Source organism: Agrococcus sp. AC640b (assembly GCF_979255995.1).
Window position 1 is genome coordinate 6,133 of sequence record NZ_CEEDMM010000028.1, and the last position, 17,302, is coordinate 23,434.

The 17,302-nt window shown below is 72.4% G+C and carries 17 protein-coding genes; 12 read left to right on the top strand and 5 right to left on the bottom strand.

Annotated features, from left to right (window positions below):
* Window positions 1–69 precede the first annotated feature (69 nt).
* The 3 genes from ACZ6H8_RS11560 to ACZ6H8_RS11570 are packed head-to-tail and all read right to left on the bottom strand — an operon-like array spanning window position 70 to window position 3,265.
* The gene (locus ACZ6H8_RS11560; protein WP_464146989.1) at window positions 70–1,503 is read right to left on the bottom strand and encodes a GntT/GntP/DsdX family permease; all 1,434 of its coding nucleotides are present in this window, start codon (window positions 1,501–1,503) and stop codon (window positions 70–72) included.
* Window positions 1,500–2,408 carry a phosphogluconate dehydrogenase C-terminal domain-containing protein gene (locus ACZ6H8_RS11565; protein ID WP_464146990.1) on the bottom strand — a complete coding sequence of 303 codons (909 nt, stop codon included), beginning with the start codon at window positions 2,406–2,408 and terminating at the stop codon, window positions 1,500–1,502. The genes ACZ6H8_RS11560 and ACZ6H8_RS11565 overlap by 4 nt, the downstream gene beginning before the upstream one ends.
* On the bottom strand, window positions 2,405–3,265 hold the full coding sequence (locus ACZ6H8_RS11570) for a sugar phosphate isomerase/epimerase family protein (RefSeq protein WP_464146991.1): 861 nt from the start codon (window positions 3,263–3,265) through the stop codon (window positions 2,405–2,407). Before ACZ6H8_RS11570 ends, ACZ6H8_RS11565 begins: the two co-directional genes overlap by 4 nt.
* Before the next feature lie 125 nt (window positions 3,266–3,390).
* On the opposite strand from ACZ6H8_RS11570, the gene ACZ6H8_RS11575 reads away from it, so the two are divergent.
* The 9 genes from ACZ6H8_RS11575 (at window position 3,391) to ACZ6H8_RS11615 (ending at window position 12,968) form a co-directional block, all read left to right on the top strand.
* Entirely contained in the window at window positions 3,391–4,116 is a 726-nt protein-coding gene (locus tag ACZ6H8_RS11575; protein ID WP_464146992.1) for a FadR/GntR family transcriptional regulator, read from the top strand.
* Between the two features lie 88 nt (window positions 4,117–4,204).
* Window positions 4,205–5,854 carry a circularly permuted type 2 ATP-grasp protein gene (locus ACZ6H8_RS11580; RefSeq protein WP_464146993.1) on the top strand — a complete coding sequence of 550 codons (1,650 nt, stop codon included), beginning with the start codon at window positions 4,205–4,207 and terminating at the stop codon, window positions 5,852–5,854.
* Window positions 5,848–6,777, top strand: a complete 930-nt coding sequence (locus ACZ6H8_RS11585; RefSeq protein ID WP_464146994.1) for an alpha-E domain-containing protein — start codon at window positions 5,848–5,850, stop codon at window positions 6,775–6,777. The genes ACZ6H8_RS11580 and ACZ6H8_RS11585 overlap by 7 nt, the downstream gene beginning before the upstream one ends.
* On the top strand, window positions 6,774–7,619 hold the full coding sequence (locus ACZ6H8_RS11590; protein ID WP_464146995.1) for a transglutaminase family protein: 846 nt from the start codon (window positions 6,774–6,776) through the stop codon (window positions 7,617–7,619). The genes ACZ6H8_RS11585 and ACZ6H8_RS11590 overlap by 4 nt, the downstream gene beginning before the upstream one ends.
* 564 nt (window positions 7,620–8,183) lie before the next feature.
* Window positions 8,184–8,390, top strand: a complete 207-nt coding sequence (locus tag ACZ6H8_RS11595) for a hypothetical protein (RefSeq protein WP_464146996.1) — start codon at window positions 8,184–8,186, stop codon at window positions 8,388–8,390.
* 193 nt (window positions 8,391–8,583) lie between these two features.
* Entirely contained in the window at window positions 8,584–9,024 is a 441-nt protein-coding gene (locus tag ACZ6H8_RS11600; RefSeq protein ID WP_464146997.1) for an iron chaperone, read from the top strand.
* Between the two features lie 76 nt (window positions 9,025–9,100).
* A complete protein-coding gene (locus ACZ6H8_RS11605) occupies window positions 9,101–9,994 on the top strand; it encodes an SDR family oxidoreductase (protein WP_464146998.1) in 894 nt (297 codons plus the stop codon).
* Entirely contained in the window at window positions 9,991–11,868 is a 1,878-nt protein-coding gene (locus tag ACZ6H8_RS11610; protein ID WP_464146999.1) for a glycoside hydrolase family 15 protein, read from the top strand. The genes ACZ6H8_RS11605 and ACZ6H8_RS11610 overlap by 4 nt, the downstream gene beginning before the upstream one ends.
* Window positions 11,865–12,968 (top strand): FUSC family protein, encoded by a 1,104-nt coding sequence (locus ACZ6H8_RS11615; protein WP_464147000.1) that lies wholly within the window; start codon window positions 11,865–11,867, stop codon window positions 12,966–12,968. The genes ACZ6H8_RS11610 and ACZ6H8_RS11615 overlap by 4 nt, the downstream gene beginning before the upstream one ends.
* A gap of 19 nt (window positions 12,969–12,987) precedes the next feature.
* Here ACZ6H8_RS11615 and ACZ6H8_RS11620 read toward each other — a convergent pair whose 3' ends face one another.
* Entirely contained in the window at window positions 12,988–13,617 is a 630-nt protein-coding gene (locus ACZ6H8_RS11620; RefSeq protein ID WP_464147001.1) for a hypothetical protein, read from the bottom strand.
* A gap of 82 nt (window positions 13,618–13,699) precedes the next feature.
* Here ACZ6H8_RS11620 and ACZ6H8_RS11625 point away from each other — a divergent pair, with 82 nt between their 5' ends.
* The 3 genes from ACZ6H8_RS11625 to ACZ6H8_RS11635 are packed head-to-tail and all read left to right on the top strand — an operon-like array spanning window position 13,700 to window position 16,034.
* On the top strand, window positions 13,700–14,113 hold the full coding sequence (locus ACZ6H8_RS11625) for a MerR family transcriptional regulator (protein ID WP_464147002.1): 414 nt from the start codon (window positions 13,700–13,702) through the stop codon (window positions 14,111–14,113).
* Between the two features lie 44 nt (window positions 14,114–14,157).
* Window positions 14,158–15,450 (top strand): O-acetylhomoserine aminocarboxypropyltransferase/cysteine synthase family protein, encoded by a 1,293-nt coding sequence (locus ACZ6H8_RS11630; RefSeq protein ID WP_464147003.1) that lies wholly within the window; start codon window positions 14,158–14,160, stop codon window positions 15,448–15,450.
* Entirely contained in the window at window positions 15,447–16,034 is a 588-nt protein-coding gene (locus tag ACZ6H8_RS11635) for a CoA-binding protein (RefSeq protein ID WP_464147004.1), read from the top strand. Before ACZ6H8_RS11630 ends, ACZ6H8_RS11635 begins: the two co-directional genes overlap by 4 nt.
* 171 nt (window positions 16,035–16,205) lie before the next feature.
* On the opposite strand, the gene ACZ6H8_RS11640 is transcribed toward ACZ6H8_RS11635, so the two are convergent.
* On the bottom strand, window positions 16,206–17,096 hold the full coding sequence (locus tag ACZ6H8_RS11640) for a LysR family transcriptional regulator (RefSeq protein WP_464147005.1): 891 nt from the start codon (window positions 17,094–17,096) through the stop codon (window positions 16,206–16,208).
* Between the last annotated feature and the right edge of the window lie 206 nt (window positions 17,097–17,302).

A 17,302-nucleotide genomic window follows, 5' to 3' on the forward strand; every position in this document is an offset into this window, starting at 1 on the left:
GCGGCGGCCGCCGCCGCGCGCCTGCTCGCCAGCCGCGCGACGGCGGCCGCCGCGTGGTGCCGCCGCCCGCTACGCGAGCGCCCCCACGACGAACCAGGCGATCGAGATGATCGCCATGCCCGTGAAGCCGAGGATCGTGCAGATCACGGTCCACGTCTTGAGCCCGCCGGCCACCGACAGGCCGATGAACCGCGTCGCGATCCAGAAGCCCGAGTCGTTGATGTGGCTGAGCGACACCGAGCCCATCGCGATCGCGAGCAGGATGAGCGCGACCTGCAGCTCGCTGTAGCCGCCGGCGAGCACCGTCGACTGCACGAGCCCCGCCGCCGTGAGCGTCGCGACGGTGCCCGAGCCCTGCGCGACCTTGAAGATGAGCGCGAGCAGGAATGCCAGGAAGATGATCGGCACGCCGGCCTCGACGAGCGCGCCCGAGACGGCGTCGCCGATGCCAGACTCCGTGAGCACGCGGGCGAAGACGCCACCCGCGCCGGTGACGAACACGACGATCGCGGCGGGCGCGAGCGCCGAGTCCATGACGTCGCTCATGCCCTGACGGCCCCAGCCGTGGCGGATGCCGAGCACGTACATGGCGAGCACGCACGCGACGAGCAGCGCGAAGGCGGGAGCGCCGACGAACGCGAGCACGTTGGCCGCATCCGAGCCCTCCTCGACGACGAGCTTGCCGACCGTGCCGACCGCGATCATCAGGATGGGCAGCAGGATGAGCGCGACGACGGTGCCGGCGCTCGGCGTCGTCGTGGTGCGCTGCTGCCGCTCGGTCGCGGTCGCCGCGATCGTCGCGACGGCAGCCGTGCCGCCGGGAGCGAGGTCGACGGCGCCCGACTCCTCGTACTTCGCCGCGATCTCGGGCGACATCGTCCAGGAGCCGCGCGAGGTGATGCGCTTCGAGAGCGTCCAGGCGAGGAACCCCATCGGGATCGACAGCACGATGCCCAGCACGGTCACGAGGCCGAGGACGTCGGGGTTCAGCAGCGTCGTCGAGCCCACGATGCCGGGGTGCGGCGGCACCGAGTTGTGGATGAAGACCATGAACACCGCGACGGGCACGCCCAGCGCGATCGGGCTCTTGTGGCCGGCTGCCTTCGCGAAGCTGAAGATGATCGGCACGAGGATGATGAACGCGACGTCGAAGAAGATCGGCAGCGCGACGAGCCCGGAGGCGATGAGCAGCGCCGGCCCGAGCCGCTCCTTGCCGAGCCGCTTGGCCGCGAGGCGCGCGATGGTCGCGGCGCCGCCGGTCTTCTCGACGATGCCGCCGAGCATGGCGCCGAGGCCGACGAGCAGCGCGACGTTGCCGAGCGTCGAGCCCATGCCCTCGACGACGGTGGGGATGACGTCCTGCACCGGCAGCCCGGCGGCGAGCGCCGTGGCGACCGAGACTGCGAGCAGCGCGAGGTAGGCGGGCCACTTGAGCTTCATCACGAGCAGCAGCAGCAGCGCGATCGCGACGACCGCGACCGCGACGAGGGAGAGGGCGCTCATGAGTCGGCCCGCTCGACCCGGTCGAGCCTCAGCATCTTGGCGAGCACGCGATCGAGGTCCTCGTCGTCCCAGATGCGCTTCCAGTCGTCCTTGATGATCGCGTCGCGGCCGTAGTCCATCGCGAGGTGGCACGCCTCGGAGAACGGGTTGGATCCGCGCAGCGCGTTCGTGAGCGCGATGCCGATGTGGCCGTAGAAGATGGCGCGCACGGCATCCTCGGGGATGCCGACCTCCTGGACGGCGTGGTCCATCGAGTCCTTGAGGAACTGGCCGATCATGCACGCCGTGGTCTCGACGAGGGTCGGCTCGAGCTGCGCGAGCTGCTTGACCGTGACCCAGTGCACGTCGACGACGGGTGCGTAGATGGCACGCACGACGGCCTCGGTGCGGGCCTTCGCCTCCTCGTCGTCGCCTTCGAAGGCCGCGACGACGTCCTGGTCGGCCGCGATGCCGCCGAAGGTGTCCGCGTACTGCTCGACGGTGGTGCGCTCGAGGAAGACCGAGGGGTGGCACGGGTGCGCGACGGCCTGATGCACGTCGTCACGCTGCGCGAGCAGGCCCGCGTAGGCGGCAGCGGGGTCGAGCGTCAGCAGCACGGCGCCCGAGCGCATCGCGGCGACGACGCCCTGCGAGACCGTGCCGAGCACGACGTCGGGCACGGCGAGCACGACGACGTCGGCGTCTGCGACGGCGACCTCGACGTCGACGACCGTGCGGCCGAGCTCCTCGATGCGAGCGCGACCAGCCTCGGAGGCCTCGACGTAGTGCACGGTGGCGTCGGTGAGGTCGAGGTTGTTCGACACTCGCATGCCCATCTTGCCTGCGGCGCCGACGACGGCGACCGTGAGCGATCCGTCGAGCTCGACGACCTTGCCGAGCAGGGGATTCGTGGTGTGCTGCGTCATGCGACGCCTCCTTCTTCTTCGAGGGTGGGTGGGGTGGTGACGTGCGCGGCACCGGGCCGCCCCGCGACCCGGGCGCGCAGTGCCGCGAGCGTCGCGTCCGTCCAGTCGCGCTCGAGCGCGACGGTGGTGGCGCTGTCGCCCTGCCAGGGGAGCCAGTGCTCGACGATCGCTGCGGGCTCGCGTCCGCTCGCGGCCACGGCGGCGAGCTCGTGGTCGAGGTCGAGCAGGCCGGAGCCCATGCGTGCTCCCGTGAGCTGGAAGCCGACCCAGCCCGCCTGGCGCGCGAACTGGAAGTCCTTGACGTGCAGGTCGAGGGCATGGGGCGCGGCCGCCGCGATGACGTCGGCGGGCATCTCCAGCGCCGCGACGCAGTTCGCGGGATCGAGGCAGATGCCCACGTGGGCGGAGTCGAGCAGGCCGACCGCCGCGACGAGCGTGCTCGTGGGCGTCTGCTCGTAGGTCTCGAGGGCGAGCGCGATGCCGTGCTGCTCGAGCGCGGGCAGGGTCTGGGCGATGGTCGCCGCGACGTGCTGCGCGCCGCGCTCGGCGTCGGCGCGCAGCACCATCGACCGCAGCACGCGTGCGTCGAGGGCGTCGGCGACGTCGACGAGTCGCGCGAGGTGCCGAGGGTCGATCCCTCGCGTGCCCAGCTGCAGGCGGAGACCGAGGCTCTGTGCTCGGCGGCGCAGCGACGCGAGCTCCTCGGCATCGCACTGCTCGATGCGGGGGTCGTCGCAGATCTCGAAGACGTCGCAGCCCAGCTCGCTCGCCCGTTCGAGCATGTCGGCGATCGAGAGCGGGGAGGGGTGGTCGTGCCACTCCCAGAACATCGCGTAGGAGCCGATGCCGATTTCCATGTGCAGACCTCGTCGTGTGCGCCCGGCCCACGCGCTCGGGGGGCCGTGTCAGCACGCTAGGGCGAATGCGACGATCGCGCAACCGGTTGACCAATTTCGGAGGCCGGCGCGAGTAGCATCGTCACGTGCACGAGGACCCGCTGCTCGCCGCGCTGCGACGAGTGTCCGGCACGGAGTCCTCTGCGAGCGCATCGGTCGTGCAGCTGCTGCTGCGCCTGCTGCTGGGCGAGCAGATGCGGCCAGGCGACCGGCTGCCTGGCGAGCGCAGCCTCGCCGACGCGCTCGGGGTCGGCAGGTCGGCCGTGCGCGAGGCGATCGCGGCGCTCGAGCTCCTCGGCATCGTCCAGACCCGCGTGGGATCCGGCACCTACCTGCGCTCCGCGAGCTCCGAGCTGCTGCCGCAGACCCTGTCCTGGTCGATGCTCGTCGACCAGGAGCGCACCGAGGACCTCACGGTCGTGCGCGGCGCCCTCGAGCGGACGGCAGCCGAGATCGCGGCGGCGCGTGCGACGCCCGACGACGTCGAGCGGCTGCGTGCGCTCGTGCACGACCAGCGTGCGGCCGCCAGGACGGGCGAGTACGTCGATCTCGACGTCGCGTTCCACCAGCACATCGCGGCGATCTCGGGCAACCGCATCCTCATCGAGATGCTCGCGACCTCGCGATCGCTCCTGCGCGTCTGGTTCGAGAACGCCGTCGACGACGCTCGCGACATCGACGCGGCGATCGAGGAGCACCACGCCGTCGCCGAGGCCATCGCAGCAGGCGATCCTGCGGCTGCGCAGGCCGCGATGGCTCGTCACATGGTCACGGCGTCGGCGCGCATCGTCCGCACGGCCGAGCGTCGCTGAGCGGCGCGGCATCCGCGCGCGGATATCGCACCCGCGACGAGTCCGCGCCGACACGAGACGGAAACCTCCGCCCAAGTAGGCTCGCGACATGGGTGACCTGTTCGACGACTACGACAAGCCCTTCGCGAATCCGCCGAAGCGCTCCGGCACACCCTGGGACGAGATGTTCGACGCATCCGGTGCACCGCGTGCCCCGTACCGCGACGTGCACGCCGCGCTGGGGGAGATGACGCAGCAGGAGCTGCGCGGCCGCGCCGACGCGCTCGCCCGCTCCTACCTCGCGCAGGGCGTCACGTTCGACTTCGCAGGCGAGGAGCGGCCCTTCCCGCTCGACGCCGTGCCGCGCGTCATCACGAGCGAGGACTGGGCGCACGTCGAGTCGGGCGTCAAGCAGCGCGTGCTCGCGCTCGAGGCGTTCCTCGCCGACATGTACGGGCCGCAGCGCGCCGTCGAGGACGGCATCATCCCCGCAGCGCTCATCTCGTCGTCGACGCACTTCCACAGGCAGGCGGCGGGCGTCGTCGGCGCGAACGGCGTGCGCATCCACGTCTCCGGCATCGACCTCATCCGCGACCAGGACGGCGAGTGGCGCGTGCTCGAGGACAACGTGCGCGTGCCCAGCGGCGTCTCCTACGTCATCTCGAACCGTCGCGTCATCGCGCAGACGCTGCCCGAGATGTTCTCGTCGATGCGGGTGCGCCCCGTCGGCGACTACCCCGACAAGCTGCTGCAGGCGCTGCGCGCCTCCGCGCCGACCGGCGTCGACGACCCGACGGTCGTCGTGCTCACCCCCGGCGTCTACAACTCGGCCTACTTCGAGCACACGCTGCTCGCGCGCCTCATGGGCGTCGAGCTCGTCGAGGGCCGCGACCTGTTCACGAGCGGCGGACGCGTGTACATGCGCACGACCAACGGCCCCACGCGCGTCGACGTCATCTACCGCCGCGTCGACGACGACTACCTCGACCCGCTGCAGTTCCGCCCCGACTCGATGCTCGGCAGCCCCGGCCTCATGCTCGCCGCGCGCCTCGGCAACGTGACGATCGCGAACGCCGTCGGCAACGGCATCGCCGACGACAAGCTCGTCTACACGTACGTGCCGGAGCTCATCCGCTACTACCTGAGCGAGGAGCCCATCCTCAAGAACGTCGACACGTGGCGGCTGGAGGACGAGGGCGCCCTCGAGGAGGTGCTCGATCGGCTCGACGAGCTCGTCGTGAAGCCCGTCGACGGATCGGGAGGCAAGGGCCTCGTCGTCGGACCCGACGCGACGCCCGAGGAGCTCGCCGAGCTGCGCGAGCGCCTCATCGCCGACCCGCGCGGCTGGATCGCGCAGCCCGTCGTGCAGCTGTCGACCATCCCGACGCTCGTCGACGACGGCATGCGTCCCCGCCACGTCGACCTGCGCCCCTTCGCGGTGCACGACGGCCGCGACGTGTGGGTGCTGCCCGGCGGCCTCACCCGCGTCGCGCTGCCGGAGGGGCAGCTCGTCGTGAACTCGTCGCAGGGCGGCGGATCGAAGGACACGTGGGTGCTCGGCGACCCGCGCGAGCCCGCGCCCCTCGACGACGTCGACGCCGAGTTCGGCGCATCGGGCGAGCCGATGACGAGGCCCATCGGCATCATCGCCGGTCACGAGCATCCGCAGGATCAGAGCCCGCAGGATGCCGGCTCCAGCAGGCAGGCCGAGCAGCAGCAGCAAGCGCAGCGCCAGCACGAAGGGGGCGCAGCATGCTGAGCCGGATCGCCGAGAGCCTGTTCTGGATCGGCCGCTACATCGAGCGCGCCGACGGCACCGCCCGCATCCTCGACGTCTACCTGCAGCTGCTGCTGGAGGACACGTTCGTCGACGAGGACACCGCGTGCCGTGCGCTGCTGGGCGTCATGGGCAGCACGGCGCCGCCCGATCGCGTGCTGCGGCGCGGCGACGTCATCGCGTCGCTCGCGATCGACCGCATGGACACCGCCTCGATCGCCTACTCGGTGAACGCGGCACGCGAGAACGCCCGCCGCGCCCGCGAGATCATCTCCACCGAGCTGTGGGAGGTGCTGAACACCACCCACACGGGCATGCCCAGGCGCGTCTCGGGCGAGAAGGTGCACGAGCTGTTCGGCTGGGTGCGCGAGCGTGCCGCGCTCGCGACCGGCATCGCCGACTCGACCGCGAGCCGCGACGACGCATGGTCGTTCATGACCCTCGGGCGCTCCCTCGAGCGCGCGGACATGACCGCTCGCCTGCTCGCCACGCGTGCGCTCACCGAGGATGCGGGCCCGTCGTGGACGACGATCCTGCGCTCCGTGGGCGCATACGAGGCGTACCTGCGCACGTATCGGGGCGTGCCGTCGTCGACGAACGCCGCCGAGTTCCTCATGCTCGACCGCCTCGCGCCACGGTCGATCCTGTTCAGCATCCTGCGCTCCGAGCAGTGCCTGCGCGACATCGAGCCGCGGCACGAGCGCGTCGGCTACGGCGACAGCGCGCAGCGCATGCTCGGCCAGGTGCGCGCCGAGCTGGAGTTCCGACCCATCGGAGAGATCATCGACGACCTGCCCGCCGTGATGGATCAGGTGCAGACCACGACCACGAAGGTGTCGGAGGCGGTGCGGGAACGGTACTTCCCGACGCACAACCTCCCCGCATGGGTGGGGGAGCGAGCATGAGCCGCATCCGCATCCGGCACACCACCGGCTACCGCTACAAGGCTCCGGCCGTCGCGTCGTACAACGAGGCGCGCATGCTGCCGTCGACGAGCGACGGGCAGTTCGTCATCTACTCGAACCTCGACGTGCGACCGTCGACGTCGGTGAACTCGTACGAGGACTACTGGGGCACCACGGTCACGTCGTTCGACGTGCTCTCGCCCCACACCGAGCTGCAGCTGACGGCGACGAGCCTCGTGGAGGTGCGCCCGCGCCTCACGGGCGGCCACGACATCACGTGGGAGCAGCTCGGCAAGGTGTCGAGGCGCGCGACGACGTACGTCGAGCAGCTGGGGCAGACCGACCGCACTCGACCGCTCGACGACCTCGTCGACACCGCGAAGGCGATCGTGGCGCGCACCGAGACGCCCGGCGAGGCGGCGCGCGCGATCGCGCTGCACGTCGGCGAGGAGATGCAGTACATGTCGGGCGTGACGCACGTGCACACGAACGCGCACGAGGCGTGGGCGAAGCGCAAGGGCGTCTGCCAGGACATCGCGCACGTGACGATCGGCGCCCTGCGCGCCGTCGGCATCCCCGCGAAGTACGTCTCCGGCTACCTGCACCCGCGGCCGAACGCGGCGATCGGCGAGACCGTCGTCGGCGAGTCGCACGCGTGGGTCGAGTGGTTCGCCGGCGACTGGCAGGCGTGGGACCCCACGAACCTCATCGACATCGGCGAGCGGCACGTGAAGGTCGGCTACGGCCGCGACTACAACGACGTCGCGCCGCTGCGCGGCGTCTACGCCGGCGCCGGCGGGTCGGAGCTGTTCGTGACGGTGGAGATCACGAAGGAGTCGTAGGGCTCGTGGGGCAGGCGGCGCGTCCGTGCTCGGACTCGCCGGTGCGCGCGAATTCGACGGGTCGCGAAGGAATGTGGTGCTGAGAGTTGCGCATTCGCGGAATGTGCGGATATGCTCGCTCTCGTCCACGGCATCCGCCGCAATCCCGTCGAGAGAGGAGCCGCCCGTGTTCATGACCATCGCTCTGCACCGCGTCCCGGCCCTCATCTCCGGGACGCGCTAGCACCGCGGACACGTCGGCACCGCCGGCGGCGCAGGCATCTGCCCCGTCGCCTGCCGTGCACCGTCTGCCCACGCAGCGCCTGCAGCCTCGCTGAGCCTCGCCCGTCCAGGGCGTCCTGCTCGACGCGAGGCCGCGAGCACGCGTCGGCGTGACCGCGTCACGACACCTCGAGCCATTCGGCTCGCATCGCTCGCATTCGCGAATGCGCATCCCGCGCGCAGCTCCTTCCGCGCGCGTCGGCGAATTCCCGTGCGCATTCTGCGCGCCATTCGCCCGCGCATTCGCGAATGCGCCACCACCTGCATTCGGCGTGCCCGCACGCCATTCCACGAAGGACCCCCATGTCGACCCTGACCCACCCGTTGCGACTCGTCTCCGCGAGACCCGCGAACCCTGCACGGCGTGCGCTGCTCGCGCTCGCCGAGGCGCTCGCCCGCATCGCGATGCACCGCGCCGATCCCCGAGCCGCCGCTGCGCGGGCGGAGATCCGCGAGCGCCACGAGCGCGACGCCGACCGCATGCGCGCCGTCGTGCCCCCGCTGCGATGACCGTGCAGCGGAGGCCGCCGGGCGTCGCCGCGCACGCCAGCCGTGCGGGCCCGGCCCGAGCATCCACCCACGAGGGGTCGCCCACCACGGGCGGCCCCTCGTCGTGCGTGCGGCGCACGCGCCGCGCGTACGCTGACCGCAGACCCACGGCATCGGCGACGACGCCGGGCCTCGACCGAGTCAGGAGCACCCGATGAGCACGAAGGCCGGATTCAGCGACGACGAGCGCGCTGCCATGCAGCAGCGCGCCGAGGAGCTGCGCACGACGAAGGGGCTCAAGGGCGCCGCGAAGATGGCGAAGGAGCTCGAGGCGTGCGTCGAGGCCATCGACGCGCTCGACGGCGTCGACAAGGCCGTCGCCTCGACCCTGCACCGCGTCGTCAGCGAGGTCGCGCCCGGTCTCGCCCCCAAGACCTGGTACGGCTTCCCGTCGTACGCCGCAGACGGGAACGTCGTCGTGTTCTACCAGCCGGCGGCGAAGTTCGGCACCCGCTACGGCACCGTCGGATTCCAGGAGGACGCCGCGCTCGACGACGGCGCGATGTGGGCGACGTCGTTCGCGGTCGTCGAGGTCACGGACGCCGTGGAGCAGCGGCTGCGCGAGCTCGTCGCACGGGCGGTCTCGAAGGGCTGAGTGCTGCCGCGTGGCACGCGTGGCGCGCGCCCGCAAGGCCGTGCGACACGACCACGCCCCTCGTAGCGTCGAAGGCATGGCTGACCAGTACACGATGCAGGACCCCACGACCCTCTACGCCGACATCGACACGAAGGCGATCTCGCAGGACGGCCCCGGGCTCGACGCCGACATGCGCGACCGCGCCGACCTCGGCGAGGACACCTACCGCGGCGCAGGCCGCCTCGAGGGGCGCAAGGCGCTCATCACCGGAGGCGACTCCGGCATCGGCGCCGCGACCGCGATCGCGTTCGCACGCGAGGGCGCCGACGTCGCCATCTCCTACCTGCCAGAGGAGGAGGAGGACGCGCAGCGCATCGTCGCCCTCATCGAGCAGGCGGGGCGCACCGCCGTCGCGCTGCCTGGCGACCTCACCGACCGCGCATACGTGCGCAGCATCGTCGACACGACCGTCGAGCGCCTCGGCGGCCTCGACATCCTCGTCTCCAACGGCGGCAGGCAGCAGTACGTCGAGGACCTCGCCGACCTCACCGACGAGAGCTTCGACGAGACGTTCAAGACCAACGTCTACGCCTTCTTCTGGCTCGTGAAGGACGCGCTGCCGCACCTGCCGGCAGGCTCCGCGATCATCGCGACGTCGTCGATCCAGGCGTACCAGCCGTCGGAGCACCTCGTCGACTACGCCACCACCAAGGCATCGATGAACACGATGGCGAAGGCCCTGTCGCAGCAGCTCGCGCCGAAGGGCATCCGCGTCAACGTCGTCGCACCCGGTCCGATCTGGACGCCGCTGCAGACCGCGGGCGGCCAGCCCACGGATGCGCTGCCCGAGTTCGGCCAGCAGACGCCGCTCGGCCGCGCGGGCCAGCCGGCGGAGCTCGCGCCCGCCTACGTGTTCCTCGCATCCGGCGAGTCGAGCTACGTCGTCGGCGAGACGCTGCACGTCAACGGTGGGATGCCCACGCCGTGACCTTCGCGTGGCAGGTCGGCTCGGGCCCACGGTGGCACGGCGGCGAGCCCGTCGACGCCCCGATCGACGGTCGGGACGCCGACGGCTACGCCGACCTGCGCACGTACGCCTCCATCGGCGACGGCCGCACGATCGCGCTCGTCGCCCGCGACGGCCGCATCGACTGGCTGCCGCTGCCCGCCGTCGACTCGCCGCCGCCGTTCGCGGCGCTGCTCGACGCGGAGGCGGGCGGCGTCGTCGCGCTCGCCCCCGTCGAGGAGGCGACGGCGAGCCGCCGCTACGTCGACGGCGGCAACGTGCTCGAGACGACCTTCACGACCGCCTCCGGCGTCGTGAAGGTCACCGACTCGCTGAACACGGGACAGGCAGGCAGGCTGCCGTGGAGCGAGCTCGCCAGACGCATCGACGGCGTCGAGGGGCATGTGCGGATGCGGGGCGAGATCGCGCCGGGCACGCTGCTGGGCGCCGCGTCTCCGTGGGCGAGCGACACGGTGCACGGCACGGTGCTGCGCATCGACGGGCTCACGCTCGCGCCGCGCACCCTGCACGACTCGGGCGTCGACGTCGAGCCGCGCCGCATCGTCGCCTGGTACGACACCTCGCCGGGGTCGCGGCATCTGCTCGGCCTCGTCTGCACCGACGACGAGCCGCTGCCGCTGCCGAGCCCCGAGGCGATGGACGCCGGCATCGACCGCACGATCGAGGCGTGGCGCCGATGGACGGCGTCGTGCTCGTACGAGGGACCGTGGAGCACCGTGGTGGCTCGCAGCGCCCTCGTGCTCAAGCAGCTCATCCACGGACCCACCGGCGGCATCGCGGCGGCGGCGACGACATCCCTCCCCGAGTCGCGCACCGAGCCGAAGGGCTGGGACTACCGCTACTCGTGGGTGCGCGACACCGCCTACTCGCTGTCGGTGCTGCTGCAGCTGGGCGTGACCGAGGAGGTGCACGGCGCGATGACGTGGATGCTGCGCCTGCTGCGCAAGGAGGACGACGTCACGGCGGTGCTGCACCGACTCGACGGCGGCGATCCCGGCGCCGACGTCGTCGAGCACGACGTGCCCGGCTGGCGCGGCGCGCAGCCCGTCGTCACCGGCAACCGCGCCACCGATCAGCTGCAGCTGGGCGTGTGCGGCGACCTGTTCAGCATCGTGCAGCTGTACGTCGACGCCGGCAACGTGCTCGACGCCCCCACCGGGCGGCTCATGACCGAGATCGCCGACCTCGCCGCCGATCGCTGGCGGTCGAAGGACGCAGGCATGTGGGAGCTGCCCGAGCAGCGGCACTACACGACCTCGAAGCTCGGCTGCTGGCAGGCGCTGCAGCATGCTGCGCACCTGGCCGACGTCGGGCAGATCCCGGGCGACGCGAAGCGGTGGCGGTTCGAGGCCGACGCGATCAGGGCGTGGGTCGACGAGCACTGCTGGTCGGAGCGTCAGGGCGCGTACGCGTGGTTCGCCGGATCCGACCTGCTCGACGCGTCGATCCTGCTGCACGCCATCAGCGGCTTCGACCGCGGCGACCGCATGCGCTCGACGCTCGACGCCGTCGAGCGCGACCTCGCCGTCGGCCCGCACGTGATGCGGTGGAGCGGTGCGGAGGCCGAGGAGGAGTCGTTCGTCGCCTGCTCGTTCTGGATGGTCGCCGCCCGCGCCTGGTGCGGCCAGCTCGACCTCGCGAGGACCCGCATGGACGAGCTCGTCGCGTCGGTGCCGAACGACGTCGGGCTCATGGCCGAGATGGTCGAGCCGTCGACCGTGGCGTTCGCAGGCAACCTGCCGCAGGCGCTCAGCCACCTGGCGCTCGTGAACGCCGCCCTCACGATCGACTCGATCGAGCGCGGCGACCTCGACGAGGAGACGGGGGCGTCGTGAGCGACGACGGCGCGACGCCGATCCTCGTCGCAGGCTCGAGCCCGGTGCGCCGGGCGGGCAGGCGCGCCCTGCGCGCCCTCGTGTCGCGCGACCGCCTCGTGCTCGCGGGGAAGGCGGCGCTCGCAGCGTTCGCGGCGTGGCTCGCCGCGCGCAGCATGCCCGGCTTCCTCGACGAGTACGCGTACTACGCGCCCTTCGGCGCCGTCGTCGCGATGATGCCCTCCGCGGTGGAGTCGCTGCGCACCGGGTGGCAGACGGTCGTGGGGCTGCTGCTGGGCGGTGGCCTCGCGATCGGCACGATCGCGCTCGGCCTGCCCAGCCTCGCGACCGTGCCGCTCATCGTCGTCGTCGCCGTGCTCGTCGGCGGCATGCTGCCGCCGGGCCCCGGCCGCGACTACCTGCCGGTCGCGGCGATCTTCGTGCTCATCGCGGGCGGCGGCGACGCGGAGGCGTACGGCATCGCCTACGTGCTGCTCACGGGCATGGGCATCCTCATCGGCGCGCTCGTGAACCTCGTGATCCTGCCGCCGTTGCGCACCGTGCCGGTCGAGACGAGGCTCGAGGCGCTGCGTGCCGCCACGGCGAGCCTGCTCGACGACCTCGCATCGTCGATGGAGGACGCCGAGCAGCCGCGCGTGTCGATCGAGGAGCGCGCGGCCGGGCTGCAGCGCGCAGCCGACGACGTGCGCGACGCGCTGTGGGATGCGCGGCGCACTCGCCGTGCGAACGTCCGCGCGCTCGGAGGCAAGTACGCGGTGACGGGCAGCGAACGCGCCCTCGGCTCGCTGCAGGCCGGCGTGCGCGAGCTCACGGCGCTCGCCTCGGTCGTGTCGGAGGAGCGCGTGACGCCCGACGTGCCCGACTCGCTGCCCCTCGGCACGCGACGTGCGATCGCCCTGGCGCTGCGGGCGCTGTCGACGGCGCAGGTCGGCGGCGAGCAGGAGCACGGCGCGGTCGCGGCCGCGTCGCAGCGCGCGAGGGCGTCGCTCATGGCCTGGGATGCGCCCACGCGGGCCGCCGGGGCGGCGGCGGGAGCGATCGCCCACCATCTGGGCGCGCTCGAGCAGCAGGCGACCGGCAGGCAGCCCGCCGACGCGTGACGCGTGCGCCGCGGCCCGGTCACGCCTGCGTCGACCAGGCTCGCACCGCGAGCCCGATGCTCGCCGCGAGCGGCGCGAGCGTCACGGCGGCGATGAAGACGCGCTCGGCGACGCCGAACGTGCGCGTGCGCAGCGGTCGGATGACGAGCGAGGCGACGAGAGCTGCCAGCGCGATGCCCGCGGCGACGTCGAGCACGTGCAGCGTCGCCCCGATCGCGGCCGTCGACCCCTGGTCCAGCAGCCGCGCGAGCGGCCCGATCGTCGCGTACGCGATCGTGAACCAGGCGATCGCGAGCAGCATGTGCATGCGGCCGCGAGCGCTCGTGGTCGCCTCGAGGCCGTCGGTGGGTGCGAGCGGCATCGCGGCGAGGATGCCGCCGAGCACGAGCAGCCACGCGCCGACGCCCGCTCGCGCCTCTGCGGCTGCCGGCGTCGCGAGCGTCGCGGCGCCGAGCGCGAGCCATGCGGCCGCCGCGCTCCACGACGCCCACGTCGACAGCCGGCGCGTCGCCGCCGACGCGGAGCGCGCGTAGTCGCTCACGGCGTCGCGCACGGGATGGATGCCGCCGGGTCGCACGTGCAGGGCGACGAGCAGCGTCAGGCGCACGACGGTGGCGACCGCGGCGACGATGGCGAGCGTTGCAGGCATTCGGATCCTCCTCCTGGCCGCATCCGCGACTCGTGTGCGACGGTAGAGTCTCAAGTCGCTTGAAGGTCAAGGAGGGTGGGGGATGCGCATCGGCGAGCTCGCCAGGCGCACGGGGCTCGCGCCGTCGGCGATCCGGTACTACGAGGACCGCGACATGTTCAGCCCCGGTCAGGTCGTGCGCTGCGACAACGGCTACCGCGACTACACCCCTGCCGCGCAGCAGCGGCTCGAGCTCGTGCTCGCCGGCCGGGCCGCAGGGTTCTCCCTCGACCAGATGCGCACGCGCATGCAGCACTGGGCGGCCATGGACGCCGAGCATCGCATCGGCCTCCTCCAGGAGCAGCTCGCGGTCGTCGACGAACGCGTCGCGCAGCTGCAGCGCAGCCGCGACGACATCGTCGACGCGATCGGCCGACTGCGGGCGACGCTCCCGGAGCCCAGCGCGTCCGGGCGTGACGTGCCGGGTCGTGCCGTGACGGAGCGTGACGGCGCGTGACGCGCGAGGCGCGCACGCCGCGCGCCACCGCCTAGCCTGGATGCATGGCCGACCGCGAGTACGGATTCCGCACGCGCGCGATCCACGCAGGCAACATCCCCGATGCCGTGCACGGATCCCGCGCGCTCCCCATCCACCAGTCCACCGCGTTCGTCTTCGACGACACCGCCGACGCCGCGGCCCGCTTCGCGCTGCAGAAGTACGGCAACATCTACTCGCGCGTGTCGAACCCGACCGTCGCGGCGTTCGAGGAGCGCATCGCGAGCCTCGAGGGCGGCCTCGGCGCCGTCGCGACCGCATCGGGCCTCGGTGCGGAGTTCATCGTCTTCGCGGCGCTCGCAGGCGCAGGCGACCACATCGTCGCCGCGTCGAGCCTGTACGGCGGCACCGTGACGCAGCTCGACGTCACCCTGCGTCGCTTCGGCGTCGAGACGACGTTCGTCGCCTCCGACGACCCCGCCGACTTCGCCGCCGCGATCACCGACGCCACGCGCCTCCTGTTCGTCGAGACCGTCTCGAACCCGTCAGGCGGCGTCGCCGACCTCGAGGGTCTCGCCGACGTCGCCCACGCCGCAGGCATCCCGCTCGTCGTCGATGCGACCATCGCCACCCCGTACCTCAACCGCCCCATCGAGTGGGGTGCCGACATCGTCATCCACTCGGCGACGAAGTTCCTCGGCGGGCACGGCACGACGCTCGGCGGCGTCGTCGTGGAGTCGGGACGCTTCGACTGGGGCAACGGCCGGTTCCCGCTGCTCGACGAGCCCGTGCCGCACTACGGCGGGCTCACGTGGAACGGCAACTTCGGCGAGTACGCGTTCCTCACGCGCCTGCGCGCCGAGCAGCTGCGCGACATCGGCCCCGTCCTGTCGGCGCAGTCGGCGCAGCAGCTCGCGCAGGGCGTCGAGACGCTGCCGCTGCGCATGCAGAGCCACGTCGACAACGCCCGCGTCGTCGCCGAGTGGCTCGAGCAGGACGCCCGCATCGAGCGGGTGTCGTGGGCGGGCCTGCCATCGCATCCGCACCACGAGCGCGCTGCGAAGTACCTGCCGAAGGGGCCGGGATCGGTGTTCTCGTTCGACGTGCGCGGCGGGCGCGCCGTCGGCCAGCGACTCATCGAGCACGTGAACCTCGCGAGCCACGTCGCGAACATCGGCGACACGAAGACGCTCATCATCCACCCCGGATCCACGACGCACGCGCAGCTCACCGAGCAGCAGCTGCTGGATGCGGGCGTCGGCCCCGGCCTCGTGCGCATCTCGGTGGGCCTCGAGGACGCCGACGACATCATCCACGACCTCGACCAGGCGCTCGACGCCGCGACGGAGGAGCGATGACCGACACCCAGGCCCCGCACGACGAGCAGGAGGTCGTGCAGCTGCAGAACGGGCTCACGTGCTCGATCCCGTCGTCGTCGCCGCTCGCGCGACTGCTGCGCTCGCAGCGCACCTGGGTCGGGCCCGACGCGAAGGAGCGCCTCGCGATCCTGCGCGCGGCGAAGACCGTCGCGATCGTCGGCGCCTCCCCGAACCCCACGCGCTCGTCGTACTTCGTGGGCACGTACCTCACGCAGTCGAGCGACCTCGACGTGTGGTTCGTGAACCCGAACGCGACCGAGATCCTCGGCAGGCCCGTCTACCCCGACCTGCAGTCGCTGCCGGGCGTGCCCGACATCGTCGTGGTGTTCCGCAAGGCATCCGACATCCCGTCGGTCGTCGACGACGTCGTCGCGGTCGGCGCGCCGACCATCTGGGTGCAGCTGGGCATCTGGAACGAGGAGGCGGCGGTCGACGCGGAGGCGAGGGGCCTGCAGGTGGTCATGGACCGGTGCATCAAGGTCGAGCATGCGCGCTTCCACGGCGGCCTGCACCTGCTGGGCTTCGACACGGGCCAGATCACGTCGCGCCGCACGATCCGCTGACCCGCGGGCTCGAGCCGCAGCGCTTCCCCCACTCGCTGCAGTCCCCGCCCGCCTGACGCCGACGCCGACTGGTCGCCGTTGCACCCGCAGGACCCCCGATCAGGTGCAACCGCGACCACCGTGGGTGCAACGGTGACCAGTCGGGGCCCGCTCAGCACCGGGCGGGTGGGCTCAGCGCGGCTCGTGGGTCGCGAGCGCGTCGCGCAGCGCCTCGCGAACGAGCCCGATCGCCTCGCTGCCGCTCGACGCGGCGCGGGTGGCAGCGAAGATCTCGCGCCGCGGCGCATCGGGCAGGTCGATCGAGCGCACGCCGACGCGGTCGCCCGACCACACGAGGTCGGGCAGCACGCCCACGGCGCGGCCGGCGGCGACGAGGCGGATGTGCGCGGTCAGGTCGGTCGCCTCGAAGCGCACGTCGGGCTCGAACCCGGCAGCGCGGCACTGCTGCTCGGCCCACTGCCGCACGGCGGTGCCGCGCGGCTCCATGACCCACGCATGCTCGGCGAGGTCGGCGATGCTCGCCGCCGCATCCGTCGACGACACCGCGAGCCGCAACGGGTCGAGCCCGATCGTCTCGTGCGCGAGCCCTGGCAGGAGGGGGCGGATGTGGCCGGGGTACTGCTCGGCGACGACGAGGTCGAACGACCTCGCGGAGAGCTCGGCGAGCGCACGCTCCGGCGGCAGCTCGGCGAGCTCGAGGCGCACCCACGGTGCGCGCTCCTCGAGCAGCTGCAGCGCACGCGGCACGAGCGCCTCGGCCGCGGTCGGCATCGCGGCGAGCTGCACCCGCACCTCCGCCGCGCGATCGGCGGCGAGGGCGATGCGTGCGGCCTCGTCGAGGTCGAGCGCGCGTGCGGCGTGCTCGACGAGCAGCCTGCCGGCGGCCGTGAGGCGCAGCCGCCTGCCGTCGGGCTCGAGGAGCGTCACGCCGGCCTCGCGCTCGAGCAGCGCCAGCTGCTGCGACACCGACGAGGGGCTGTAGGCGAGGGCCGCCGCGACCTCGGCGATCGTGCCGCGCAGGTGCAGCTCGTGCAGCAGTCGAAGCCTGCGCAGCTCGAGCATGCGGGATCCTCGCGGTCGTGCGGATGGGTCGTTCGGCACGATAGCGCGCGCGTGCGCCTGTCGGGAGCGTCCCGCCCGCGTCGGGTCGTGGTGCGTCGGGCGCCCTTCGAGGCTCGCTCCGCCCGCACCTCAGGGAGCGGTGGGGATGCCGTGCACGTCGTGGGCGTCCCGTTCCCGCTCCTGCTCGGAGCGGGGTGTCCCTCCCG

Bases quoted from the DNA above. Each gene is read 5' to 3' on its own strand.
- ACZ6H8_RS11570 (WP_464146991.1), bottom strand. From the start codon at position 3,265: ATGGAAATCGGCATCGGCTCCTACGCGATGTTCTGGGAGTGGCACGAC.
- ACZ6H8_RS11640 (WP_464147005.1), bottom strand. From the start codon at position 17,096: ATGCTCGAGCTGCGCAGGCTTCGACTGCTGCACGAGCTGCACCTGCGC.
- ACZ6H8_RS11605 (WP_464146998.1), top strand. From the start codon at position 9,101: ATGGCTGACCAGTACACGATGCAGGACCCCACGACCCTCTACGCCGAC.
- ACZ6H8_RS11585 (WP_464146994.1), top strand. From the start codon at position 5,848: ATGCTGAGCCGGATCGCCGAGAGCCTGTTCTGGATCGGCCGCTACATC.
- ACZ6H8_RS11565 (WP_464146990.1), bottom strand. From the start codon at position 2,408: ATGACGCAGCACACCACGAATCCCCTGCTCGGCAAGGTCGTCGAGCTC.
- ACZ6H8_RS11620 (WP_464147001.1), bottom strand. From the start codon at position 13,617: ATGCCTGCAACGCTCGCCATCGTCGCCGCGGTCGCCACCGTCGTGCGC.
- ACZ6H8_RS11560 (WP_464146989.1), bottom strand. From the start codon at position 1,503: ATGAGCGCCCTCTCCCTCGTCGCGGTCGCGGTCGTCGCGATCGCGCTG.
- ACZ6H8_RS11635 (WP_464147004.1), top strand. From the start codon at position 15,447: ATGACCGACACCCAGGCCCCGCACGACGAGCAGGAGGTCGTGCAGCTG.
- ACZ6H8_RS11590 (WP_464146995.1), top strand. From the start codon at position 6,774: ATGAGCCGCATCCGCATCCGGCACACCACCGGCTACCGCTACAAGGCT.
- ACZ6H8_RS11580 (WP_464146993.1), top strand. From the start codon at position 4,205: ATGGGTGACCTGTTCGACGACTACGACAAGCCCTTCGCGAATCCGCCG.
- ACZ6H8_RS11625 (WP_464147002.1), top strand. From the start codon at position 13,700: ATGCGCATCGGCGAGCTCGCCAGGCGCACGGGGCTCGCGCCGTCGGCG.
- ACZ6H8_RS11600 (WP_464146997.1), top strand. From the start codon at position 8,584: ATGAGCACGAAGGCCGGATTCAGCGACGACGAGCGCGCTGCCATGCAG.
- ACZ6H8_RS11630 (WP_464147003.1), top strand. From the start codon at position 14,158: ATGGCCGACCGCGAGTACGGATTCCGCACGCGCGCGATCCACGCAGGC.
- ACZ6H8_RS11595 (WP_464146996.1), top strand. From the start codon at position 8,184: ATGTCGACCCTGACCCACCCGTTGCGACTCGTCTCCGCGAGACCCGCG.